At 57.8% G+C, this 22,095-nt stretch carries 23 protein-coding genes and 1 pseudogene; 6 read left to right on the top strand and 18 right to left on the bottom strand.

Annotated elements, in window-relative coordinates; all coding sequences use genetic code 11:
* Positions 1-53: 53 nt before the first annotated feature.
* On the bottom strand, positions 54-545 hold the full coding sequence (locus GYM54_RS14295) for a DUF4126 domain-containing protein (protein WP_197444803.1): 492 nt from the start codon (positions 543-545) through the stop codon (positions 54-56).
* A 267-nt stretch (positions 546-812) separates the two neighbouring features.
* Here GYM54_RS14295 and GYM54_RS14290 point away from each other — a divergent pair, with 267 nt between their 5' ends.
* Positions 813-2,630, top strand: coding sequence for a bifunctional UDP-sugar hydrolase/5'-nucleotidase (locus GYM54_RS14290; protein WP_197444802.1), 1,818 nt, complete (start codon positions 813-815; stop codon positions 2,628-2,630).
* A gap of 205 nt (positions 2,631-2,835) precedes the next feature.
* Here the strand turns inward: GYM54_RS14290 and GYM54_RS14285 are convergent, their stop codons facing one another.
* The 10 genes from GYM54_RS14285 to GYM54_RS14240 all read right to left on the bottom strand — a co-directional run bounded on the left by GYM54_RS14285 (position 2,836) and on the right by GYM54_RS14240 (position 14,683).
* Positions 2,836-4,320: a YdgA family protein gene (locus GYM54_RS14285; RefSeq protein ID WP_197444801.1), complete on the bottom strand. Its 1,485-nt coding sequence runs from the start codon at positions 4,318-4,320 to the stop codon at positions 2,836-2,838.
* 148 nt (positions 4,321-4,468) lie between these two features.
* On the bottom strand, positions 4,469-4,873 hold the full coding sequence (locus GYM54_RS14280; protein ID WP_131649199.1) for a hypothetical protein: 405 nt from the start codon (positions 4,871-4,873) through the stop codon (positions 4,469-4,471).
* 483 nt (positions 4,874-5,356) lie between these two features.
* Positions 5,357-7,192, bottom strand: a complete 1,836-nt coding sequence (locus GYM54_RS14275) for an ABC transporter ATP-binding protein (RefSeq protein WP_197444800.1) — start codon at positions 7,190-7,192, stop codon at positions 5,357-5,359.
* 250 nt (positions 7,193-7,442) lie between these two features.
* Entirely contained in the window at positions 7,443-7,988 is a 546-nt protein-coding gene (locus GYM54_RS21750; RefSeq protein WP_231752148.1) for a DUF4145 domain-containing protein, read from the bottom strand.
* A 75-nt stretch (positions 7,989-8,063) separates the two neighbouring features.
* Positions 8,064-8,441 (bottom strand): DUF2513 domain-containing protein, encoded by a 378-nt coding sequence (locus GYM54_RS14265; protein ID WP_181099207.1) that lies wholly within the window; start codon positions 8,439-8,441, stop codon positions 8,064-8,066.
* 761 nt (positions 8,442-9,202) lie between these two features.
* Positions 9,203-9,928, bottom strand: coding sequence for a hypothetical protein (locus GYM54_RS14260; RefSeq protein WP_197444799.1), 726 nt, complete (start codon positions 9,926-9,928; stop codon positions 9,203-9,205).
* A 114-nt stretch (positions 9,929-10,042) separates the two neighbouring features.
* Positions 10,043-10,429, bottom strand: coding sequence for a hypothetical protein (locus GYM54_RS14255; protein ID WP_181099203.1), 387 nt, complete (start codon positions 10,427-10,429; stop codon positions 10,043-10,045).
* A 567-nt stretch (positions 10,430-10,996) separates the two neighbouring features.
* Positions 10,997-13,051, bottom strand: coding sequence for a PAS domain-containing sensor histidine kinase (locus GYM54_RS14250; RefSeq protein WP_197444798.1), 2,055 nt, complete (start codon positions 13,049-13,051; stop codon positions 10,997-10,999).
* Between the two features lie 241 nt (positions 13,052-13,292).
* On the bottom strand, positions 13,293-14,291 hold the full coding sequence (locus tag GYM54_RS14245; RefSeq protein WP_181099199.1) for an NAD(P)H-quinone oxidoreductase: 999 nt from the start codon (positions 14,289-14,291) through the stop codon (positions 13,293-13,295).
* 194 nt (positions 14,292-14,485) lie between these two features.
* Positions 14,486-14,683: a DUF2934 domain-containing protein gene (locus GYM54_RS14240; RefSeq protein WP_131649191.1), complete on the bottom strand. Its 198-nt coding sequence runs from the start codon at positions 14,681-14,683 to the stop codon at positions 14,486-14,488.
* 262 nt (positions 14,684-14,945) lie between these two features.
* On the opposite strand from GYM54_RS14240, the gene GYM54_RS14235 reads away from it, so the two are divergent.
* The 5 genes from GYM54_RS14235 (at position 14,946) to GYM54_RS14215 (ending at position 18,342) form a co-directional block, all read left to right on the top strand.
* On the top strand, positions 14,946-15,758 hold the full coding sequence (locus GYM54_RS14235) for an AraC family transcriptional regulator (RefSeq protein WP_197444797.1): 813 nt from the start codon (positions 14,946-14,948) through the stop codon (positions 15,756-15,758).
* A 95-nt stretch (positions 15,759-15,853) separates the two neighbouring features.
* The gene (locus tag GYM54_RS14230) at positions 15,854-16,243 is read left to right on the top strand and encodes a cupin domain-containing protein (RefSeq protein WP_197444796.1); all 390 of its coding nucleotides are present in this window, start codon (positions 15,854-15,856) and stop codon (positions 16,241-16,243) included.
* Positions 16,244-16,451: 208 nt separating this feature from the next.
* Positions 16,452-16,964, top strand: coding sequence for a PAAR domain-containing protein (locus tag GYM54_RS14225; protein ID WP_181099191.1), 513 nt, complete (start codon positions 16,452-16,454; stop codon positions 16,962-16,964).
* Between the two features lie 9 nt (positions 16,965-16,973).
* The gene (locus GYM54_RS14220; protein ID WP_197444795.1) at positions 16,974-17,930 is read left to right on the top strand and encodes a DUF6402 family protein; all 957 of its coding nucleotides are present in this window, start codon (positions 16,974-16,976) and stop codon (positions 17,928-17,930) included.
* 1 nt (position 17,931) lies between these two features.
* Positions 17,932-18,342, top strand: coding sequence for a hypothetical protein (locus GYM54_RS14215; RefSeq protein ID WP_181099187.1), 411 nt, complete (start codon positions 17,932-17,934; stop codon positions 18,340-18,342).
* Positions 18,343-18,361: 19 nt separating this feature from the next.
* Here the strand turns inward: GYM54_RS14215 and GYM54_RS14210 are convergent.
* From GYM54_RS14210 to GYM54_RS14180, 7 genes and pseudogenes are all read right to left on the bottom strand, one after another.
* A pseudogene (locus tag GYM54_RS14210) lies at positions 18,362-18,562 on the bottom strand (antibiotic biosynthesis monooxygenase); the annotation flags it as partial.
* 39 nt (positions 18,563-18,601) lie between these two features.
* The gene (locus GYM54_RS14205; RefSeq protein ID WP_181099185.1) at positions 18,602-19,168 is read right to left on the bottom strand and encodes a DUF1993 family protein; all 567 of its coding nucleotides are present in this window, start codon (positions 19,166-19,168) and stop codon (positions 18,602-18,604) included.
* 100 nt (positions 19,169-19,268) lie between these two features.
* Positions 19,269-19,655, bottom strand: a complete 387-nt coding sequence (locus GYM54_RS14200) for an ACT domain-containing protein (RefSeq protein ID WP_181099184.1) — start codon at positions 19,653-19,655, stop codon at positions 19,269-19,271.
* Positions 19,656-19,811: 156 nt separating this feature from the next.
* Positions 19,812-20,243 (bottom strand): hypothetical protein, encoded by a 432-nt coding sequence (locus GYM54_RS14195; RefSeq protein ID WP_181099183.1) that lies wholly within the window; start codon positions 20,241-20,243, stop codon positions 19,812-19,814.
* Positions 20,244-20,491: 248 nt separating this feature from the next.
* A complete protein-coding gene (locus GYM54_RS14190; RefSeq protein ID WP_231752147.1) occupies positions 20,492-20,788 on the bottom strand; it encodes a HEPN domain-containing protein in 297 nt (98 codons plus the stop codon).
* Between the two features lie 78 nt (positions 20,789-20,866).
* The gene (locus GYM54_RS14185) at positions 20,867-21,442 is read right to left on the bottom strand and encodes a hypothetical protein (protein ID WP_181099182.1); all 576 of its coding nucleotides are present in this window, start codon (positions 21,440-21,442) and stop codon (positions 20,867-20,869) included.
* 38 nt (positions 21,443-21,480) lie between these two features.
* Positions 21,481-22,056 (bottom strand): hypothetical protein, encoded by a 576-nt coding sequence (locus GYM54_RS14180; protein ID WP_181099181.1) that lies wholly within the window; start codon positions 22,054-22,056, stop codon positions 21,481-21,483.
* Positions 22,057-22,095: the final 39 nt, after the last annotated feature.

The following is a 22,095-nucleotide window of genomic DNA, read 5'->3' as shown; positions in this document are numbered from 1 at the left end:
GGCAAACCAACCCGTAGGAGCACAACGGCAAGCCTTCAGCCCTGGCCCGAGGGTCACCGCTCGCCCAATGCCCGCCGTAACCCAGCGCTCCCGATCGACAACGCCACACAATCTTCAGCCAGCCCCAGCGCGGCATTCATCAGCGAATTGCTCTGGTAAGGCTTGCGCAGGTTGAGTCCGATCTCTGACGCGACCAGCGCTGCCGTCGCGCCGATCAGCGCCGGTAGCCAAATCGGCTCCCGCCGAGCGCCGGCCAACGCCGCCGCGGTCACGCCGCCCGATAACGCACGAAACATCATCGAAGGCAGAATCGTCCGATCCGGCGCGAAAGGCATCTTGTCGCCGAGCAATTCGGCAGCGGCCATAGGCATCAGAAATTGTTGGGCGCGATGCGAAGCCAGCGTTCGCGCCGGCTCGTCTGCTTCATCGATGCTGTCATGAGCTGCCAGCGCTCGGCTGGCCATCGTCGGCGCCAGTGTGCTGCGCATCCCTGTCACCAAGCCGAGTGCCAAAGCGCCCCAAAACAGATTGCTGGATATCGTCATCGTCAAATCTCCCAATGGTTGCTAATACCGACCGGACGCCCGCTGTGAGCGTTCGGCGCCAGGCACGGCCAGCGACGGATGACATGCCCCGCTATGACAAAGGCCAGCCCTCTCCTTCGCAAGGCCATGGCCTCGCGCAACCGACTGCCGCTCCCGGTTGCCCATAAGCCGCACGCCGCCTCTCGCGAAAACGCCAACAAGCAGTCATCAACCTGCCACCTGCGCTTCCTAATTTCGGTCGCACCCCACCGCACCGAGGAACTCGCAATGCGTACGCGCATACTGGATTGGCTGCTCGCGGCAAGCCTGGTCGGCCTCGCCGGCCCGACTCTGGCTCAAACTCAAATACAGCCCGAGCACGGTTCCATCGAGCAGGATTACCGTGAAGATCGCTTGGAAGGTCTCAAGGCCCGGCAGCAGGCCAGCGAGCGACGCAGCTGGCGCGCACCGGACTGGCGGGTCGAGCCGGTGGTGTCCATCAACCTGCTCAGCATCAACGACTTCCACGGCCAGCTGTCGCCGCGCAGCGTGGCCGGGCGGCCGGCAGGCGGTGCAGCTGTCCTGGCCGCCTACCTCAAGGCGGCCAGCAACGAGAACACCCTAATCGTGCACGACGGCGATCAGGTCGGTGCTTCCCCGCCTAATTCCGCCTTGCTGCGTGATGAGCCGTCGATCAGCTTCTTCAACCTGCTGGCCAACCCTCATTGCCGCCCCTTCAGCCGCCAGATGAACATGCCGCGCAGCGTGCAGCCCTTCGCTCAGCAGCGCTGCAATCTGCTCGGTACCCTCGGTAATCACGAATTCGATAACGGAAAAGCAGAACTGTTGCGCCAGCTCACCGGCGGCAACCATCGCAACGGGCCGTTCCTTGAAGCCTCTTGGGAAGGCGCGCGCTTTCCCGTGGTGTCGAGCAACGTGATCGATGTAAGCGCCGGCGCATCCCTGCTGCCGCCCTACTCCGTCTACTTCAGCGATGGCGTGCGCATCGGCGTGATTGGCGCCGTGTTGAAGGAAACCCCGTCGATCGTCTCGCCGAGCGGCGTGGCCGGCCTGCGCTTCATCGACGAGGCGGATGCCATCAACCAGTCCGTGGCCGAGTTGCGCCGGCATGGCGTGCGAGCCATCGTCGTCGCGCTGCACCAGGGCGGCCAGCAGACCAGCTACGACGGCCCGACCAACCCCGAGGCCGACACGGTCACCGACCCGGTGGTCGACATCATCGAGCGCCTGGATGACGAAGTAGACGTGGTCATCTCTGGGCATTCCCACGGCTTCACCAACGCCCTGGTGCCCAACGCCAGCGGCAAACCGATCCTCGTGACCCAGGCGTTCTCGGCCGGCACCGCCTACGCCGATATCGAACTGGTGGTCAGCCGCCGCAGCCGCGACATCGTCGAGAAGTCCGCCGCTGTAATCACCACCTGGGCCGACCAGGGCGCCGGCCTGTCGCCGGACCCCGAAGTCGCCGCGCTGGTGGCAGAGGCCGATGCCCGCGTCGAACGGCTGGTGGCTCGTCTGGTAGGCGTAACTCAAGGCGACATCACCCGCACCGAAACGCCCGCGGGCGAATCGGCGCTGGGCAACCTGATCGCCGATGCCCAGCGCGTCGCCACCGATGCCCAGATCAGCTTCATGAACCCGGGCGGCATCCGCGCTGACCTGGCGGGAGGTGAAGTCTCCTGGGGCGAGCTGTTCGCCATCCAGCCCTTTGCCAACGATCTGGTCTCCATGGACCTGACCGGCGCGCAGATCAAGACGCTGCTGGAACAGCAATGGATCGGCCAGAGCTACGCGCGCATCCTCAAGCCATCCGGCATCCAGTACAGCTGGGCCGCCAGCCGCCCCGAAGGCAGCCGCGTGATCGAAATGCGCGACGCTACCGGCACGCCCATCAACCCCGCCGCGACCTACCGCGTCACGGTCAACTCCTTCCTCGCCGGCGGCGGCGACAACTTCACTGTGCTCACCGAAGGCACCAACCGCGTCGTCGGCCCGGTGGATCTGGATGCGCTAGTGGATTACATAGAAGGATTGCCGCAGCCGTTTGGTGGGCGTGTTGCGGGGAGGATTGAGCGAGTGGATTGATGGCGAAGAAGTAAGGGAGTGGATGGGACGAGGCCATCCTTCTCCATGCATCAGGCACGCCGCCCAAGGGTGGGCTTCAGCCCACCGCCTACCAAAGGAGCCAGACCGGCAGGTCAAGGTCACATCAAACGGCGACCTTCATCTAGCAAACCGGGGCGCTTCTTTGGTGGGCTGAAGCCCACCCTACGGGCGTTCCGACGCGGGGTTAGCGGTTGCCGAGCAGACCGGAACCCTGTACCGAACCGAAAGCAAAACTCATGAACTCCTGGACGCTCATTTCGCGCCCATTGAAGGTCACCTGGTCGTCGGCGTAGTGCAGAGAGCTGACCAGACGGTCGCCTTCCAGGCGGGACCAGCCCGCGTTGAGCGCCATGCCGCTGAACAGATCAGTAGTGGCGTCGGTTTCCTGCTTCAGCGCAACAGGGTCGACCTGACCACCCTGCTGCTGGCGCTGCGCGATCAGGCTGACCACATCGCGCACCAGACCCTTGTCGATGCCGGCCTCGGCTTTGAGCGAGGCGAGCATGCTGGTGATCATCGCGTCGGACGTGACGGCGTCTTCGCTGGGGCCGCGCAGGTCGAGCACGACGGACAGGCGGGCGGTGCCATGAGCGGTCTCGAAGCCGAATTCATCAAGCGCCAACGTGGGCTTGTGCTGGAGCAGCTGCACGGCCTGAGCCTGCAATTTCTGCTGCTGGGCATCGGTCATATTGGCGATCGCGTCCTGCTGGTCGGAGCCGCTTTCTAACAGTTCCTTGTAGCTGTCGAGCAGGGCTTTGAGGCTGCCTTCATCGAGATTGCGCAGGCTGAAGGCAAGCGCGAGGTTGCTGAAGGTCTGACCTTGCGCTTCCACCTGGCCGACGCGGTAGGCGAGCGTCTGGTCGAGGCCACCGCTACCCTGGCTCAGCGCTTCCTCGACGGACGCGTTCTGAATAACAACGGCGGGTTCGTCGCCAGTCTGGATTTCCATACGCTTGAGGGTGACGGCGGACGGCCCCAGGGCCAAACCATTGGTGTCCTCCTGTTTGTCGGCGCTCAGGCCGAAGCCGCGCAGGCTCATGCGCACCGGCTTGCCGGTGACGCTGTGTTGCAGGTTGATGTCGACTTCTGGCAGTTCGCCGTCCATACGCACGGCGGTGGCGTCCTTCGCCGCTTCGAAGTTGATCGTGCCGGACGAGACGCGAACCGTGCCCTCTTCATCTTGAATGTTGAATGCGGCCGAGCGCAGATCGCCGTATTGGCGGCCGTCATAGCCAATGGTGACGTCGCCCACCAGCGGGATTTCACCGGAAGCGGCATCGAACAGCTTTTCGGTCAGAGGCGTCCGCTCGAGCTCGAAGTGACTCTGGGCGGCGACCGGCATCAACTGGCCGCGGGCCAGGCGGGAGACGGGGAATGGGCCGTGCTCGAGGCGGTCCTGCAGCAACACCGAGTACTGCCGGGTGCCGCCTTCGTCATCAGGGATCTCGATGTCGATCTGGTAGCGGGCGGCGCTGGACAGCAGGCCGCGGTCGAAGCTGAGCAGCTTCAGGCTGACGTCGGCTCCGCCGCCGGCACTCATCTCGTGCAGCTTGACGTTGGCCTGGTCGACGGCATCGCGGGCGGTCGATTCGACCTGCGTGCTGGTATAGAAGGTGGCAGCCCCGAAGAGGGCCAGGGGTACGGCAACGGCGAGCGCGAGCTTTTTCATGGAAGCATCCTGTGCGGCGGCTGGGCAGACGTCCTGTCAGCCGATGGTTGATGAGCGGCGGCACTCTATCAGCGAGCCTGCGCCTGCTCCAGCGCGCCATGCAGCGGGATGGGAAGGAGTGAGAACGTGACGACAAATCATGGCGCCTTCACCACTGATAAAGCCCATAAGCGAGCACACCAAGACCGAACCCCATTTGCGCCAGCAACAGCGCCCGGATGGCAAAGGTGTAGCTGATGATCCAGCTTTGCCCCAGCGCGTCGTGGGCAAACAGCCGGTGGCTTGCCGGAAACTCGGTCTCCATCTCTTTGAGCGCCGTGATGGTCAGTTGCAACAGTTGGCGGCTCCGCGCATCGACCAGCCAGAACACCATCGCCAGCAGGACGGTGAAGGCGCCCAACAACACCAGCAGCCCTGGCGAGAAGCCCCGCTCCAACGCGGCCAACACCCCGCCATCGGCAAAGATCGCCAGCACCACAAAGAAGTTGAACCCGCGCAGGCGCTGCTCGGCATTGAGCTTGAAATGCGCCCAGACAAACTCTCGACTATCCACGCGCTTCCCCTTCACCGAGATGAGCCGTCATCGATCATTCATATGAGAGCCTCGCTGGTGACGATAAATCCCATCGACGGCGGTTTGATAGCGCAGCAAGGGCCGCCGGCAGCCGGACGAAATCAAGCGCTCACCAATACCGTGATATGCCCGGCCCACCCTACGTGCTGGAAAAGCCTGAACGCCACTCACATGAGAAGTGGTCGGTGCGATAAATCCCATCGAAGCCATTCAGATAGCGGAGCGAAGCCAGCCGCCTGTCCATGGAATAGATGAGTGTCAAAAGCCCGCCCGAGCAGCTGGCGCTTGCAGCTGCGGCGCCGAGTCATACGGCTCGTAGGGTGGGCTTCAGCCCACCGTGACAGGGTGACTTTCATCGGTGGGCTAGCCCGGCCAACCTACAATCGTCAGTTCATCGCCCCAGCAGGACGCGAAGATGGGCAACGACCTGCTGCGCGGCTGGTCCAATCCCCAACTATCCAGTCAATCCACACCAACAAACCCACCCGTCTGGTGCTGCCACAGGCGCGCATAGAGGCCGCCGCGCTCGATCAGTTCAGCGTGGGTGCCGGTCTCGATCACCTGGCCGTTATCGATCACCACCAGACGATCCATACGGGCGATGGTCGACAGCCGGTGAGCGATGGCGATAACCGTCTTGCCATCCATGAGGGTATCCAGGCTCTCCTGAATCGCGGACTCGACTTCCGAATCCAGCGCGGAGGTGGCTTCGTCGAGCACCAGAATCGGCGCGTCCTTGAGCAACACCCGAGCGATGGCGATGCGCTGTCGCTGACCACCGGACAGCTTGACGCCCCGCTCCCCAACCATGGCCTCGAAGCCAAGGCCGCCCTGGCCGTCGTCCAGCGTGGCGATGAACTCGTCCGCGCGGGCTTTTCGCGCCGCCGCCCAGAGCTGTTCGTCGCTGGCGTCGGGCTTGCCGTAGCGCAGGTTGTCGCGGATCGAGCGGTGCAGCAGCGAGGTGTCCTGCGTGACCATGCCAATGTTGGCGCGCAGGCTTTCCTGATTAATGTCGGCGATGTCCTGGCTGTCGATCAGGATGCGACCGCTTTCCAGGTCGTAAAGGCGCAGCAGCAGATTGACCAGGGTCGACTTGCCGGCGCCTGACGGCCCGACCAGGCCGATCTTCTCGCCGGGGCGGATGTCGATACTGAGACCGCTGATCACGCCGCCCTTCTTGCCGTAATGAAAATGCACATCGTCGAAGTGCACGCCGCCCTGCTCCACCCGTAGCGGCTTGGCGTCTCCACGATCAAGCACCTGGCGCGGCTGGACGATAGTCTGCATGCCGTCCTGCACGGTGCCGACGTTTTCGAAGATGCCGTTGACCACCCACATGATCCATTCGGCCATGTTGTTGATGCGGATCACCAGGCCCAGCGCCAAGGCAATCGCGCCGGTGCTGATCAACGCCTCGCTCCACAGCCACAGCGCCAGCGCGCCGGTGCCGACGATCAGCAGGCCGTTCATGCAAGTGATGAGGAAGTCCAGGCTGGTGATGACGCGCGACTGTAGGCGGAATTTATCGAGCAGCCCCTGCATGGCCTCACGGGCGTAGCTTTCTTCCTCACGGGAATGAGCGAACAGCTTGAGCGTGGCGACGTTGCTGTAGCCGTCGACCACCCGGCCCATGACTTTGGAGCGCGCAGCCGAGGCGGCTGCCGAGCGCGCCTTGATGCGCGGCACGAAGTACCAAAGCGCGGCGCTGTAACCGATGATCCACAGCGACAACGGCACGATCAGGCGCAGATCGGCCGCGGCGAACAGGTACAGCGCGCTGCCGGCGTACACCACCACGTGCCACAGCGTGTCGATCACCTGCATGGCCGAATCGCGCAGCGACGGGCCGGTCTGCATCACGCGCTGGGCGATGCGCCCGGCAAAATCGTTCTGGAAGAAATTCAAGCTCTGCTTGAGCACATAACGGTGGTTTTGCCAGCGGACCAGATTGGTCAGGCCCGGGTTGATCGCCTGATGGGTGAGCAGGTTGTGCAGGCCGAACACGAGGGGCCGAATGATCAGCGCGACCAACGCCATCCACAGCAACTCGTTGCGGTGTTCCGCGAAGAATGTCCGCGCATCGCTGGTCGCCTGGGCCATGTCGATCAACCGGCCGAGAAAGCTGAACAGCGCCACCTCGATCAACGCCGCAAAAAAGCCGATCACCAGCACAGCGGTCATCAACGGCCAGACCTGCTTCAGGTAATGAGCGTAGAAGCGCAGCATGCCGGCGGGCGGCGCGACGTCAGGGCTGGGCTTGAAGACATCGATCAGGTTTTCGAAACGGCGGAACAACATGGGGCAGAGTCTGCTTTGGCGGGTGGGAGCTTGGACTTGTTGGACGCCACCAGCCCAGCGGCGTTTCCACATCACACGCTGAGTCTGCTCCCGCCTGTCGATTAGGTTGCGCCGGGCGCCGAGTCTTTATTAAACGCCCGCCCTCGCCTGTCGTCATTCACACACACTCTTACGAATGACGAAGAAAAATAAATCTGTCCCCTTTTTCAGTCAGCGCAGCGAACGGTCTGAACCAATTGTTATGTAAGCATTACCGGGGTGGGATTTTGTTTGGAAATTCATAGATGAATTTCATAAGCATTTCTGAAAATGCAATTAGGTCTTCACAATCTGCTTTAGTCATAAGTGCGATTTCATGCGTCGCCTCATTTCCTTTTTGTCGAATATGATCTACCCAGCCCCGACCATTAGGTGGTATATAGCCTTGTTCAGCCAAAAAATTGATGTAGTGTATGAAGGGTTTCCCCTCTTCGGCACCTTGCTCAACGCCAATATTCATGAGCAGTTTTCGACATAGTAGAACAGCCCCAGTATAAGCAGTTGCCGCTACACAATTTCTTGCTTCTTTATAAAGTGCTCCCAGATTTTCGGGTAGATGATTTACGTCATTTCCAGGTGCTACATCTGGATACTGTTTATTGCGACCGTCGAAATGAGTAGGCTGATCGCAGTGAGTACAAATATATATTTTTTGACTGGAGTTCGAAAAAAATCCGCTATTTGAAGCAACTATGTTTCCGCAGTGACCACAGGTGTATTGTCTTGAGCCTATTTGCTGGGGATGGTGCCAGGGCATATGCAATATTCCTCATGGTTACATAACGTCTGTATTAAGCCGAGCCGCGAAGTGGGCGTCGGCTTTAATGAACTTTTAGACCCCGGACGCTCCACGGATGAGCGCCAATGAGATATCCGACGCAACCGACCTGACCAGGTCAAATGTCATGTCGATACCCTTTGCTGCAAATGTTTTCTTAGTCTTGTTCCAAACGGTGTCAGACCGGATGGAATCAAGAAACTCATGCCCCGGCCAAGTGAGCCGTCTTGCAAAGAAGTGTGTAGGCCCGCGACCAAGTGTTCGAGACATCTGCCCCTCAACAATCCCGGCCTCTATCAGCAGTTCTACGTGATACGAATACTCATACCTGCCATCCTCGGGAAAGTCCGAAAGATCGAGCATGGAATCGGTATCCGGAAGGTCCTCAAGTCGCGTGAGGATTTCGCGGATTGTGTCCCAGTTGCGCTTCATATCTACTCCGGGGCTAACGTTTGGTTAAGGGACCGGTTTTAGCCGGCCCCGAGTGAGCGAAGCGAACGACTTGAACCATTTGTTAGGCTCGGGCTGCACCGACGGGCTAACGCTTAGTGACTTTTCTAGTTAAATCTTCCTCTTTCATTTCAGGAAGTTTCTGGATTACGTCTGATAGTAGATCAGCAATTGCATATGCTTTTTTGTGAAACTCGGCTAGTTCGGTCACTGTAAAAGAAACAAAACTTTTTCTATGCTGGTTTCCCTTGGGAATGCCACCAGAGAAATTTAAAATCTCTTAGTCATTGCTCCGTGACCAGCAGAAATGAGCGAATTTATTTCTGGTTGATCTAAGTGGTGTGATCTGATTGTTTATTGCTTGGATTTGTTTGATCTGCGCTTCAGTTACCAGCTTATAACCATACCGATATCTATGTATTTCGCACGCTTCTCTGATGGCCTCTTGACGCCTTGCTCCGGACATATGATCAGTGTAGGTGCGTGCCAAGAAAACCGAGGTAACCAATAGACGAGAAAGCAATTTTCCAAGTAGAAATTCAATATTCGACCACTCAACTGTGAGCTTGCCGATAGCTCGGAAGTGCTCGTCGGTGAGCTCTGCATACTGCGATGAGTGGTTTAACGGCATCCTATCTCCTGGGCCTAACGATTAAGTTAAGGGGCGGGCTTTAGCCCGTCCCAGTGAGCGAAGCGAACGGTTTGAACCAGTTGTTAGGCAGCTAAGAGCTGAAGCATGAATATTAACTTTCCATGCTTTCTATTTTTTGAAGAAGCCAAAACGCGGCTGGAGTTAATGTATAAACTGGGCCTTTATCAAACGAACCTTGACCGTTGTCGTGCAGCAATCCTTTAGACATTAGCTCCATACAAAACATCTCAACTTCTGTGTGGCTTCTTCCAGTAAGTAGCGTCAATATGTTAAGTGTGGGAGCTGTTGATCTACCATCAATCATTCCTGGCTTTGGAAAGTTTGGGGTCTCTATGTAGAATTTCGCTTGTCCTTTACCAGTATTAATGTGTAGTGATGCTTCTGAAATAATCTGGATGTGAATGTCTTCTAGGCTTGCTATTGCTCGAAGTGCTGTAGCTGTTTCATCCCAAGAACTGCTGTGTATGATGTGGCCGGATATGATTTTTGCAAATCTGTTTATTTTGTCTGTGCTTACTGCTGACTGAACACCTTGAATCGCTAGAACAACAGCTTCGTGCAGATTTTCATTCAGGTTGTGAATGCTATTTTTATGTTGTTCAAGTTGTTTTGTAATTTGACTGGCTAGATACTCTTGTTTGATTTTTGCTCTTTGTGAATTGCCGTAGGACAAAAGCACACCGATAGCTGCAGCTGAGGCACCAAATGCAGGGTTGATTAACGTCAGTAGTGCGACAAGTGCAGGTCCTGCGACATTTTCATAAGTATCGCCCAGCTTGCTGATTGCAGTGTCTTGGGCTCTGATTGGCAAGTTCATCTACTGTCCTTTGGTGATGAGTGATATTTTCGCAGGAGGCCTAACGTTTGGTTAAGGGGCGGGCTTTAGCCCGTCCTAGTGAGCGAAGCGAGCGATTTAACCAGTTGTTAGACGCTACTTCCGCCTTAACACGAGACGGTTATTTTCATAAGAGATTTGTTTGTATTTCCGAAGGCTATTTAGTGCCCCAACACCTCCTGCTGCAATTGCAGTAGCAATGGCGGAGTAAGTTACAGTGGCACCAAGTATTGTGGTGGCAGCTACTGCTGTGAAACCAGCTGTGGTCGCAGTAACTGGGGCGCTTGCTCCACCTGTTCCGAGGGTTGCAAATGCACTATAGGTTGCGACTCCAATTGCGCCGATGGCAACAATCCATGCTGCTTTTCCTGTGGCTCGTATTTTGAGTGCTTTATTTGCAAGATCTCCTTCAATTTCAATAGAGTCTTCGTTATTTTTCAATGCGGCGCCGAGCTCTGCTTCTGTTCTAACTTTTTTGGCCATGGCTATCTCCTGTGACGTGGTGTCTAACTACGATCAGACACCAGTTGTTGTATAAGTAGCCGGACGGGCGTGGTGTATAACATTCTCTCTATCACTGTGCTTACGGCTCTATTGCGAGAGATGCGGAGGCATCGGTGACCGCCAGGAATTTTATACGCCATGTAGTACGTCTGTTTGAGTCCAGCAGTTTTTGCGGTTAATCGGGTCGCGATAAGACGGAACATTGCTCCAGCAACGGTAATTGTCCGCCAGCAGCTTTTCCAGCAGCTCGGCGAAGCGACGTTCGCAGACGTATAGAACTGGCACTGCGACCGAACGGGGGAAAAGCGGACCATCTGTACCTGTCCTTGGTGTGGGCGTGGCGCCCGTTGTGCTGGCCGTTGGGCTTAAGCCGAGGCGGGAGTGTGATTGGGCGCGCAATCCTCATGCGTTCGGCCACGTTACCGGCGGCGTGAAACTCGGTAAAGCGTCCGATAGGCTTAATCACCAATTTTATGGGGCTACCGAATCACGGCTTCGCTTAGCGAATGGCGAGGGCGGGGAGCGCTGGGAGGCGGGGCGCAAACCTTAACCTGCCTGAACCCCCAACATTTCCCGTACCTTGGCGGCGAGGGCGTCGATGGCGAAGGGCTTGGTGATCACAGCCATGTCTTGGCCGAGGAAGTCGCTGGCGGTGGCGCTTTCGGCGTAGCCGGTGGCGAACAGTACTTTCAGGTCGGGGCGGTGTTGGCGGGCGATTTCTGCCAGTTGGCGGCCGTTCATGCCGGGCAGGCCGACATCGCTGACCAGCAGGTCGATGCGCTGGGCGCTTTCGATGATGGGCAGGGCTTCTGAGGCGTCGCCGGCTTCGAGGGTTTGGTAGCCCAGGTCGTCGAGCACTTCGATCACGAGGGAGCGGACCACGGGTTCGTCCTCGACGACCAGAATGGTTTCGCCCATGCCCTGGGTCGCCAACTCCGGCTCCGCCGCCACGGATGCTGTCTCGCCTTTGTAGACGGGAAGGTACAAGTAGACGCTCGTACCGCTGCCGGGCTTGGATTCGATGTGAACATAGCCTTTGGCTTGCTTGATGTAGCCGTACACCATGGACAGCCCGAGCCCGGTGCCCTGACCAATGGGTTTGGTGGTGTAGAAGGGCTCGAATGCCCTGTCTTTGACTTCCGGTGTCATGCCCGTACCGGTGTCGGTTACGGTCAGAAGGACGTAATCACCCTCGCCCAAAACTCGCTTTTGCGGATGAGGCTTTTTACCCATGTGAAAGCTGCTTGTCGTGAGGGTGATCTTGCCCCCGTGAGGCATGGCGTCCCGCGCGTTGATGACCAGGTTGAGCAGGGCGCTTTCAAGCTGATTGCTATCCATGCAGGCGGGCCGCAAATCGGGGGCCAGCGCCGTGACGATGGTGATGTTTTCGCCTGTGGTGCGGTGCAGCAGGTCTTCTAGCGAGGCCACCATCTGGTTTACGTCGATTGGCTTGAGATCCAGTGCCTGCCGACGGGAAAAGGCCAGCAGCCGTTGCGTCAGGGCCGCCGCACGCTGGGCGGAGCTGGCCGCGGCGTTGATGTAGCGGTCGAGATCCAGCGGCTCACCGCGGCGGTGGCGCCGCTGCATGAGGTCAAGGCTGCCAATGATGCCGGTGAGCAGGTTGTTGAAGTCATGGGCGATGCCGCCGGTGAGCTGACCGACGGCCTCCATCTTCTGCGCCTGATGTAGCGCTTCTTCGGTTCTGCCGCGCTCGGCCACTTCGGCGGCTACTCGCGCTTCCAGATTCTCGTTGAGCCGCCGCAAACGGTGCTCGCTGATGCGCAGGGCCTGTTCGGCATGCCAGCGCGCACTGATGTCAGTACATGCCCCGGCCACGTGGGTGGGATCGCCCAGCGCATTGCGAAACACCTTGGCCTTGCACGCCAGCCATTGCTCGGGGCCTGAGCGCGCCAAACGATACTCCACCGAGAAGTCCTGACGGTCAGCGTAATGCTCCATTGCCTGGCATATCCGCTGTCGATCGTCAGGGTGAACGTGCTGCAGAAAGGCCTCGACGGTATCGAGCTTCTCGCTCAGCGGAAGATTGAAAATTCGCTCCATGGCGCTATCGAAGTGAAGGATGCCGTCCGGCAGGTACCAATTGAAGGTGCCGGTCCCGGAGGCCAGCAGCGCGGCGCGAAAGCGCTCGTCGAGATAGTCCATCCGCTGCCTGGACTCTTCTCGGCTGAGGAGCCGTTCAGTCACGTCCTCGGTCTTGTGGACGATGCAGTACATCTTTCCCTTTTTGTCGAAGACCGGAAGGTTGATCGGGCTCCAGTAACGCTCTTCGTAGCCTCGGCCTTCGGACGCGGGGCTAGGAATGTCGTATTTGATAATCGCCATGCGGTCGGGCATCCCGGTTTCCAGGACGCGATCCAGCGAGGCGCGTAATGCACAGCTGCCGAACTCATCCGCCTCATCCGGATTCTTGCCGAACACGTCGAATATCGAACAGCCGACGCAGTCTTCGCGACGCTTGTTGATGGCAAGCAGATGGGCGTCGCTGACCGCCACGATGGTGAATTCCGGGTTGGCGGACAGGACCAAATGGAGCACGGGCAGGGCTTCGAATATCGCCTTGAAATCCAGTTCTTGCTTCATTAGCTTCAGCATCGACCCCCGCTGAGGGCACCCTCTACTGAGACAGACGCTGTATTCGGAGGTGCGGTGCGATAAGCCGTACCACCCGCGCGGAACGACCCGGTTTACGGGCCGAAACGGGCTGGAAGCGGCAGATTGAAGCGGCCGTGCCGACTGTCGGCTGCGGTGCGCAACCGCAGCCGGACGACGGCCGGCTCAGGCGAAGCTTTCGGACGGACCGTCACGACCCGGGACGCAGAAGTTATGGCTCGACCTTCAGCATGATCTTGCCGATATGCTTGCTACTTTCCATCAGCCGATGCGCTTCGGCGGCTTCTTCGAGGGGGAAGGTGGCGTGGATGACGGGGTGGCATAGGCCCTGGTCCAGCAGCGGCCAGACCTTCTCGTGCAAAGCCTTGGCGATATCCGCCTTCTCAGCGCGGCTGCGTGGGCGCAGAGTCGAGCCGGTGAAGGTAAGGCGCTTGCGCATGATCGCCGAGGTGTCCAGCTCCATACGGCTACCCTGGAGAAAAGCGATCTGCACCAACCGGCCTTCCACAGCGAGCGATTTCAGGTTACGCGGTGTGTAGTCGCCGCCCACCATGTCGAGAATGACGTCGACACCCTTGCCATCGGTGGCTTGCGCCACGGCTTCGACGAAATCCTCTTCGTGGTAGTTGATGACCCGATCCGCTCCGGCGCGCTGGCAAGCCTCGGCCTTTTCGCTGTTGCCGACGGTGGTGAATACGGTGGCACCGAATTGCTTGGCCAGCTGGATCGCGGTCAGGCCGATGCCGCTGGAGCCGCCATGTACCAGAAAGGTTTCGCCGGGCTGCAGACGGCCACGCTCGAACACATTGCTCCACACGGTGAAGCAGGTTTCGGGCAGCGCCGCCGCCTCAATCAGGGAAAGCCCGGCGGGCACGGGCAAGCAGTGTTCGGCCGGCGCTACGCAATATTCGGCGTAGCCACCGCCCGGCGTCAGCGCGCAGACTTTATCGCCCAGTTTCCGGCCGCTCACCTCGGCGCCGAGGGAAACGATTTCACCGGAGATTTCCAGACCGAGCAGGGGCGAGGCGTCCGGCGGAGGCGGGTAGCTGCCGGAGCGCTGAAATACGTCCGGTCGATTGATGCCGGCGTAGGCCACCCGAATCAGCACATCGTGCGGACCCGGCTCGGGGATCGATCCTTCGACCAACCGAAGGCAATCCGCATCGCCGCCCGGACGATGATCTACATGACGCATGGTTTGCACAGACATCAGTTCGTGTTCCTCCAAAAGCAAAGCAGCCGCGCTTTACGGGCGGCTCGTCGTAATACGGTAGTGCGCGCCGACCGCAGCGCCAACCCCTCGCGAGGCACGGTATAGGGTTTGTGTTCGCTGAGGCAGCCATCGGCCCGAGCGGGTCGACGGCTGCTTTTATCGGCCGATGCTGGCGTTCGGCAGCGGAAACCTCACTCCTTCGAGGGTTTCGGCATCGGAATCGCAACGCTGCTTTCTACGCTGCCAGCCGTGGCATCACCTTCTTTGTAAAAGGGCTCCATCTCATCGCGCGCCTGCTTCCAGTGCTCGCCTTCCTGGCCTTCAGGCCGGCCTTTGGCTTCCCAGATTTCGTATGCCCTGTCACGAATACGTTGTTCGTCGTCGTTCATGTTGGTCACCTCTTTTTATACGGATTAAGCCGGAACGTCGTTCGCTAGCAGCGCTTGGCTGCGTAGGACGTGACCCAGCTTTTCAGCAGAGGCAGGTAGAGTGGGGATGGTTCCGGTATTCCTTTCGCAGCCGACGAATCGACTGTTCGGTTTCGGGCTATTCGGGCTTAGCGCGGTTGCGGTTGGCGAAAGCAAAGGGGTGCGAGACCCTCTTCCGCCTCGATGGGTATATTCCACCCTCGGCACTCGGATGGCGTCACCGATGAACAGAATCAGCACTGACCGCGACTGGCTTGCGCGAGCGACCCCGTCGACGAAGATGGAGCGCATCGAAGCCTACTTTCGTGGGCACGGCTATACGCCCCATCGGCACGACACCTATGCCATCGGACGTACGCTTTCGGGTGTACAGAGCTTTCATTACCGGCAATCGAAACGGCATAGCCTGCCGGGCGGCACGATAGTGCTGCACCCAGACGAGATCCATGACGGCGAGGCGGGCACCCAGGCCGGCTTCCATTACCGAATGCTCTACATCGAACCGTCCTTGATTCAAGAAGTGCTGGGCGGCGAGCCGTTGCCTTTCATACCAGGCGGGCTGTCGCAGGATGCTCGGCTGTTTTCGGCAACCAGTCGTTTGCTGTACAGCATGGAAAGCGCACTCGATCCGCTGGAGGAAGATGATGCGATTTACGATCTGGCGCAGGCGCTGAGGTTCGCCGCTGGCAAGCGTTGTGGCCGTAAGGCGGTCGATTACGCAGCGGCGGAACGGGCACGCACGTTCATTCATGACGCCCTTGGCAATGCCATCACGCTAGATGATCTGGTACTGGCAAGCGATCGCGACCGCTGGAGCCTGTCGCGGGATTTCCGTGGGCTGTACGGCACCAGCCCGTATCGCTACATCACCCAACGGCGCCTGGCGGCGGTGCGCAACCGGCTGGTGGCGGGCCGGTCGCTGACCGATGCGGCGTTGGAGAGCGGTTTTTTCGATCAAAGCCACATGACCCGCCTGTACACGCAAACCTACGGCATATCGCCGGCACGCTGGCTGAAAATGCTCGGGCGCCGGTAGCCGTTACAGGCGGACCTTGCACGATCATGCAAGACGAACGTCAGGGGCGACGCTAGCGTGGCAGGCATTCACCGCAACCGAGAGCGAGCCACACCATGAATTCCCAAGAGACGACGCGCACTAGCTATACCGCCATCAACTTCGCCCAGAAATACACACTGTTCCATGAGCAGTGGGCACCGAAGGTCGTGGCCGAGATGAACGACTACCAGTTCAAGATCGTCCGGCTCGAGGGCGAGTTCGTCTGGCACACCCATGCCGATACGGACGAAACCTTCATCGTGCTGGAGGGCCAGTTGGTGATTCATTTCAGAGACGGCGGCGTCACCGTGAGCGCCGGCGAGATGTATGTGGTGAAGAAAGGGATCGAGCACAAACCCAGCGCGGCGCGGGAGACGAAGCTACTGCTGATTGAGCCCAGGGGCGTTTTGAATACCGGCGATGAAACCAACGAGCGGACCGCTGTGAATGATGTTTGGATTTGATTGAAGCGACCAGCAAAGCGAAGAGAACGGATAGATAAATCCGTCCCCTTCCCGTTGGTTCTCGGTAGAGACGCAACGCGTCCTCGGCGGTGCCATCAGCTGGCGAAAACGTTAACAAGTCGGTTTCCTTGAGATGGCGAGGTCGATGAGCTCCGCCAGGCTTGTTAGGGTCTTGACCCGCCACCCGCAGATTACGAAGGGAACTCGTATGGCCAAACCCGCTGCTCGCTTATCTGACACCCACTCCTGCCCTATCCCCGGCCACGGTTCCAACCCGATAGCCGTTGGTTCGCCGGACGTCTTTTTCAACAACCTACCTGCTGCCCGAGTCGGTGACGCCAGTAGCTGTGGCGGCGCGATATCAGCAGGCGAAGCCACGATTTTGGTCAACGGCAAACCGGTTGCATTCCTCGGCAGCCCCACCACGCACGGAGGCAGTATCGTGACGGGCTCCGGCAACATTCTGGTCGGCTCGTCAGTGAGCCCGGCGCCCTTCACCGCGCCAGCGCCGATGCCTAACCAGCTGGACGAGCATTTCGTGCTCAGCGATAGCGATACCGGCCTGCCTTTGGCCAACCGCCCTTACAAGCTAAAGACGGCCTCCGGCAAAGTCATCGAAGGGGTCACTGATGAGCACGGCAAGACCAAACGTGCCGCGGCCTATACGGCCGAGACCGTGTCCGTCGAGTTCGCGCCACAAACCGAAATCTACATTGGCTGAGGGCGCAGCATGTCGAGCACGGAGCCAGTCGTCGCACAATCGAACCTGAGCCCTGCGAGTAATAGGCAAGGCACTCCCGTTCAGGCCAGGCTATTCAAGATCACCGACATTCCGGCAGCCATGGATGCCATCGATTGGCCGGTTTCCGCCGCGCTGATGCGCCACTGGTTTCAGGGGCAACCCTGGCCAACGGAAAATGGCGGCATGTCGCAGCGGGTCAAGGAACACGCCGAGTGGCCGCCGGCGCCGTACATCGAGGAAAGCATCGTCAAGATGAGCTGGGTGACCAGTTTCGACAAGGTCCAGCCGGTTCTCGCCGAGCTGCGCAGAAGCTGGAACAACACCGCCGCTATGGGTGAAATTCGCAAGCATCTGCTCAGGGACTATGGCGACAAGGGGCTCGGCTGCTATCCCCTGGTTTTCCCGAACCTGGCGAGCGCGGTGGAGCGCTTCGGCTACTTCAACTCACGCGCGATCACCTTTTCCAAGTATGGCCGCGAAGGCCTCAACGACCTGCGCGGAGCGCTGGCGGACTTCAACCTACGGGTCGCGGCCGAGGGTGACGTAGAGGTACATGCAGATCGCATCCTGTTTCGCCCGAAAACCTTGCTGTTCTATGCCGAGGACAACTACGACTTCAATGACGATGGCTCGGTGTTCAGCCAGCCGCTGGGCTACTGGAACTTCGAAGGTATCGCTCCCAGCCTGCTGGAGGCCACCGCGCACAATGCCGGCGTCGATGCGGTCTCCAGAGGCATCATGCAGCAGTCGTTGTTCGGAATGAGTGCGCAGAACCAAAGGCGCTACATAGACGAGCAACGCAAACGCTACATGCTTGTGCTGAACAGCCATTTCGCCGACTACCGGGCCAGATACAAACGAGGCGGAGACTTCCGCGTATTTTCCGATCTGCTACGCGAACCCTTGCCACCTGGCACGCCCGCCATCACCCTGCCGAAACACTGACATGAACAAAGCCATTCTCGCTGTATGCAGCCTTCTCGCCGCGCTCGCCCTGCTCTTTGGCTGGAGCCTGAGCGATGCGCTGAGCGCGCCGCCGTCGGTTTCGCAAGTCAGCCCGCAAGGTGGCCATTTAATCGAAAGCGTGCCGGTACAGGGCTTGCTGGTCCCTGGTGGTGGCCTGTCGTATCTGCGCATCGTCGACCGTGCGGACCGGTCGAAAGTATTTCGCAGCCCGCTCTTTACCACGCGCTCAGTGGACATGCGGACGAGCGAAGACAACCAAAGCCTGGGCGTGGCATGGATCGCCTTCGACAAGCGCACCCAAGGCTTTACCCTGAGCATCCCTCAATGGCGCTCGGACTGGCGCAACATCTTTTTCAGCAATACGCCCTACGAGGTCGTGCCGAACGGCTGAGCCACAAAGAGAGCGGATCGATTGCCTTCAGGTTCGCCCAGTACGAAACCGTGATTCCCACACCATCGCGGGCAGACTCAACGCCGAGAAAGCCCGGCTGCAATGCCGCCAATTCCAGCATTCGCCCGCCATCGCGCCGTACCTGATCGCCCTCGGCCCGAAGCGATGTGAAGATGACGGCGTAGTACGGCGGTGCAGGCGTCTGGGCAATCTGAGTCATGGTCGCCTCGGGGAGTGGCGTTCGGTCGGGATTGGTTCGTTAACCCTTTGGAATCGTTTCCGGACGGACATAGGGCAGCATGTGCGCCACGTAGTCCGCCTTGCCGAGATTGATGCCTTCCTTGCGCAAGATCGAATAGGCGGTCATGACGTGGAAGTAGAACTGACCCAGCGTCCAGTCACGGGCGTATTGGTCTGCGGTCAGATCCAAGACCATCCCGTTCGGGAGTTCATGGGCGATGGGCTCATTCCCCTCTACATCGAGCGCATCGGCTGCGAGGCGGTTGAGCAGCGCGACCGTTTCATCGATCCGGGCATAGGCCTCAGCGAGCGATCCGGGGCTTTTGACAGCCTGACGCCCCTCGTTCAATAGCTCGTTGATAGCAGGCGGGAGCGCCTCGCCCCGCAACCGACACATGGCCTCTCGCGCCTGGACACAGGCAAAGCGAACCTGAGTGGACAGCGGATACATGTCGGGCGCCAACCGCGCGGATAACAGCGCCTGCGCCTCTGCTTCCGGTAGCTGGGCCTGCGCTTTCCTCAGCCACCCGGCGAGTGTCTTGAGCATCTGCGTGTAAGTTGGGACAAGGAGTGACGTTAGCTGCATGGGTTCTTACCTTGGGATTGAAGACTGATTTATGCCGAACAAAGTGACGGGGTGTAGCTAGGCAAGCGTCGGGCAGGCGGATCGCTCTGCCCTCTTACCTTCATTCTCCCAAGAGCTGGTGTCCGGCTTCTTTCAAAGCGTCTACCGCTTTATCCAGATTCTCCGACTTGACCAATATGTAGTCCGTATCGAACGTGCTTATCGCGAAAATGCCAACGCCAGCAGCCGCGAGCGGATCAAGGAAGGACGCCAGAATCCCTGTTTGGTCAAAGGCAAACGGCCCTTGTACTTTGATCGCACGCCAAGGCCCATCCACTCGGGTTGAACCGGTTGCGACACCCTCAGCGCAGACAATCGAGAGCTCATCGCCCATCCGAGTGATCGAAAAGAAATCTGGTGATGCCAACACAGCACTCGGCAGGTCAGTATTTGGCTCTAACCGTGCAATCACAAAACGTTGGGGGAGCACAGAAAACGATTGGTTCATGTCATGAGACCTCGTGATTAAGCGAACGGGGTGCCTGAAGTAAGAGTGATAGGTAGCGTTGAATGAACGCCCTTTCCTCCAGCGGAGGGGCGATTAATAGATCTGTCCCCTTTTTCCGCGGTCTGCTTTTTGGGGACTCACCGCCAGCCAGAAAGATCAAGCAACCGAGGCGGGAGTAGTAGCCTTGAAATCTGACAGGATGAATATCGTTTCGCTGCTTAGAAACGCTTCTACCTCGGGTAACGTGGCCAGTCTTTCATGGATCAGCTTTACCGCTGTAGTGCTGCCGGTGACCTTCACGTCCAATACATAGGCCTGCTGATCGAATTTCAGGCGAGCTGAGTGCTTGGTTAACGTCCCGTCCTTTTTCACCAGCGCAGTTGCGGAAAGCTCATGGTCGACCAGCGCCAACGTGGTTTGGCTATCAAGCCGTTCCTTTCTACCCCTCAGCTCCTGGGCTGTCAGCCAGCCGCCTATCCATACAGCTACTATGACAACCCACACCCATCCATACGGCGGCGGTCGTCTATCAGAAAAGCCATGACGGCTACCCATCCATTCGACGATGACGCTAACAGCTTCTTCCACTGCAATTCCTTCAAACGTACATGTCGGGCTTGGCTTGAATGTTTATCTTCAGCGTCTATGCAAACCCAAAAATAAAACTGTCCCCTTTTTTCATGACTGGGCGGAGACGAGGTGTCGGGAATCTTCTGCAGGAATATTTCATGGCTTTGAAATGCACGATCATCCATGATGAGACCTAACAATGGATTAAGCCGCGCCGCGAAGCGGCGTCGGCTTGAGTGAATTGTTAGCCCTGCGCTGCAAAAGACTCATGGTAGGGTTTTATCGGATGTAGGATTGTGGAATTGCTTAAGCTCTTGCTGCAATTTCTTGTGGATGAACTCACCAACATAGCTTCCTGCAACTGCTGCAAGCCTCTTGTTCATTGCCTCGGTTACACGATCCTCGACGTATGTTTCCCATGCAGTAAGCGCCATTACCAGCCCTGCACGTTTTAGAACCTCCGCATTCGGTGGCGGAGGGTTGGTGTTAATTGCGTCGAAGTGAGCCAGAAGCTCATCTGCATCTTTTATTCCGTACTCGAATGAGGCTTTGGCATGGGACATCTTGTGATCTCTAACGCCAAATTCAGCGGACGAATTTCGCGCAGCGACATTTGTTCCGCTGCAATTGTTTGATAGTTGCTATTCCACGTTATCTGCCGGAAATATCTCAATCATGATTGAGTTATCAGGAGCGTTTGAAACTCCGAACTTCCTACCAGCCACACCAAACGTTTGTAAGGTACATATCTCTATCTTGTTGAAGCCCATGCGTTGCAGTACGAGATAAACTTGGCCTGCCAAGTTGGTTGTCTCTTTGCAACCTGGATAGCCCAGCGTAATATGAGATCGATTTAATTTTTCCGAATATCTATTCGAGAATTTCTCAATCTCTTGAGCCAGATACTGCACATCTTCTTGTGTAACCTCGCGTTGTTTGAGCCCGGTGTATTTGTCGCCAATCTCTCCGTAATTTTGTCCCGTGTTGATATTCTTACCGGTGATATTAGGGTGATGAGCTGTCTTTTCCTCTTTAGCGGACTGAGGCGGCATAGCATTTACCTCAAACCAGAGGAACTTAGCGTGCCGTCCTTTAGCCCTATCGATATTGTATTGAACAAACAAAATCAAAAGCATAGCGGCAATTAACAAAAAAACACCAATTACTACCAATTGAAGCGCTTGGCTGGTTAGCACTAACTCTATAAGTCTATCCATGGCTCTCTCTGTCTGGATGTCGGGCAACTAACGTTTGGTTAAGGGGCGGGCTTTCGCCCGTCCCGAGTGAACGAAGCGAGCGGACTTGAACCACTAGTTAGGCGATTGCGATACTTTTTGTATAAGTAGCTAAGTACTGCAATGGTCGCAGAAAGAAATATAGATGCAACAATGTCTACAGCCTCATCTCTGCTGCCGGCAAGAGGACAAAATTCATAGACAGTGGCTTGTAAAAAAGGCATGTAATTTAAGCCAGTCATTAGCAAACAATACCCTAGGGACAGCAGGGTGAAACCAATTTTTGATTTCTCTTGAATCGCAAGTGAGAGTAGTATCCAGAGAAATGCCCCAAATATTGTTGAAATAAAGGTCGGTAAAATCTCATTAAAGAAACTCTCGAAGGCGACTCCAAATACGGCTCCTAAAGGGATTTGCCAAATCCAAAGCAAAATTGAAAGCAGGGCTGAGGTTAGAGATAGATATGCACCAGCCCAGTAGAGCTCCTTTGAGATTGCTGAGTTGATCGCATTCTTTGTGCCAGACGGGGCACATACGGCAAGACTGAAAAGTGCAATTGTAGTAACTAATAACCAAGTGATTGATACGCCTGTCATTTTATGATCTCGGGGAAGTAGGTTGCCTAACTATAATCA

The sequence above is a fragment of the Pseudomonas sp. MTM4 genome (assembly GCF_019355055.1).
In the GTDB taxonomy this organism is placed as follows: domain Bacteria; phylum Pseudomonadota; class Gammaproteobacteria; order Pseudomonadales; family Pseudomonadaceae; genus Stutzerimonas.
This window is presented reverse-complemented; position numbering and strand designations above follow the sequence as displayed.

Bases quoted from the DNA above. Each gene is read 5' to 3' on its own strand.
- GYM54_RS14295 (WP_197444803.1), bottom strand. From the start codon at position 545: ATGACGATATCCAGCAATCTGTTTTGGGGCGCTTTGGCACTCGGCTTG.
- GYM54_RS14290 (WP_197444802.1), top strand. From the start codon at position 813: ATGCGTACGCGCATACTGGATTGGCTGCTCGCGGCAAGCCTGGTCGGC.
- GYM54_RS14285 (WP_197444801.1), bottom strand. From the start codon at position 4,320: ATGAAAAAGCTCGCGCTCGCCGTTGCCGTACCCCTGGCCCTCTTCGGG.
- GYM54_RS14275 (WP_197444800.1), bottom strand. From the start codon at position 7,192: ATGTTGTTCCGCCGTTTCGAAAACCTGATCGATGTCTTCAAGCCCAGC.
- GYM54_RS21750 (WP_231752148.1), bottom strand. From the start codon at position 7,988: ATGCCCTGGCACCATCCCCAGCAAATAGGCTCAAGACAATACACCTGT.
- GYM54_RS14265 (WP_181099207.1), bottom strand. From the start codon at position 8,441: ATGAAGCGCAACTGGGACACAATCCGCGAAATCCTCACGCGACTTGAG.
- GYM54_RS14260 (WP_197444799.1), bottom strand. From the start codon at position 9,928: ATGAACTTGCCAATCAGAGCCCAAGACACTGCAATCAGCAAGCTGGGC.
- GYM54_RS14255 (WP_181099203.1), bottom strand. From the start codon at position 10,429: ATGGCCAAAAAAGTTAGAACAGAAGCAGAGCTCGGCGCCGCATTGAAA.
- GYM54_RS14250 (WP_197444798.1), bottom strand. From the start codon at position 13,051: ATGAAGCAAGAACTGGATTTCAAGGCGATATTCGAAGCCCTGCCCGTG.
- GYM54_RS14245 (WP_181099199.1), bottom strand. From the start codon at position 14,291: ATGTCTGTGCAAACCATGCGTCATGTAGATCATCGTCCGGGCGGCGAT.
- GYM54_RS14240 (WP_131649191.1), bottom strand. From the start codon at position 14,683: ATGAACGACGACGAACAACGTATTCGTGACAGGGCATACGAAATCTGG.
- GYM54_RS14235 (WP_197444797.1), top strand. From the start codon at position 14,946: ATGAACAGAATCAGCACTGACCGCGACTGGCTTGCGCGAGCGACCCCG.
- GYM54_RS14230 (WP_197444796.1), top strand. From the start codon at position 15,854: ATGAATTCCCAAGAGACGACGCGCACTAGCTATACCGCCATCAACTTC.
- GYM54_RS14225 (WP_181099191.1), top strand. From the start codon at position 16,452: ATGGCCAAACCCGCTGCTCGCTTATCTGACACCCACTCCTGCCCTATC.
- GYM54_RS14220 (WP_197444795.1), top strand. From the start codon at position 16,974: ATGTCGAGCACGGAGCCAGTCGTCGCACAATCGAACCTGAGCCCTGCG.
- GYM54_RS14215 (WP_181099187.1), top strand. From the start codon at position 17,932: ATGAACAAAGCCATTCTCGCTGTATGCAGCCTTCTCGCCGCGCTCGCC.
- GYM54_RS14205 (WP_181099185.1), bottom strand. From the start codon at position 19,168: ATGCAGCTAACGTCACTCCTTGTCCCAACTTACACGCAGATGCTCAAG.
- GYM54_RS14200 (WP_181099184.1), bottom strand. From the start codon at position 19,655: ATGAACCAATCGTTTTCTGTGCTCCCCCAACGTTTTGTGATTGCACGG.
- GYM54_RS14190 (WP_231752147.1), bottom strand. From the start codon at position 20,788: ATGTCCCATGCCAAAGCCTCATTCGAGTACGGAATAAAAGATGCAGAT.
- GYM54_RS14185 (WP_181099182.1), bottom strand. From the start codon at position 21,442: ATGGATAGACTTATAGAGTTAGTGCTAACCAGCCAAGCGCTTCAATTG.
- GYM54_RS14180 (WP_181099181.1), bottom strand. From the start codon at position 22,056: ATGACAGGCGTATCAATCACTTGGTTATTAGTTACTACAATTGCACTT.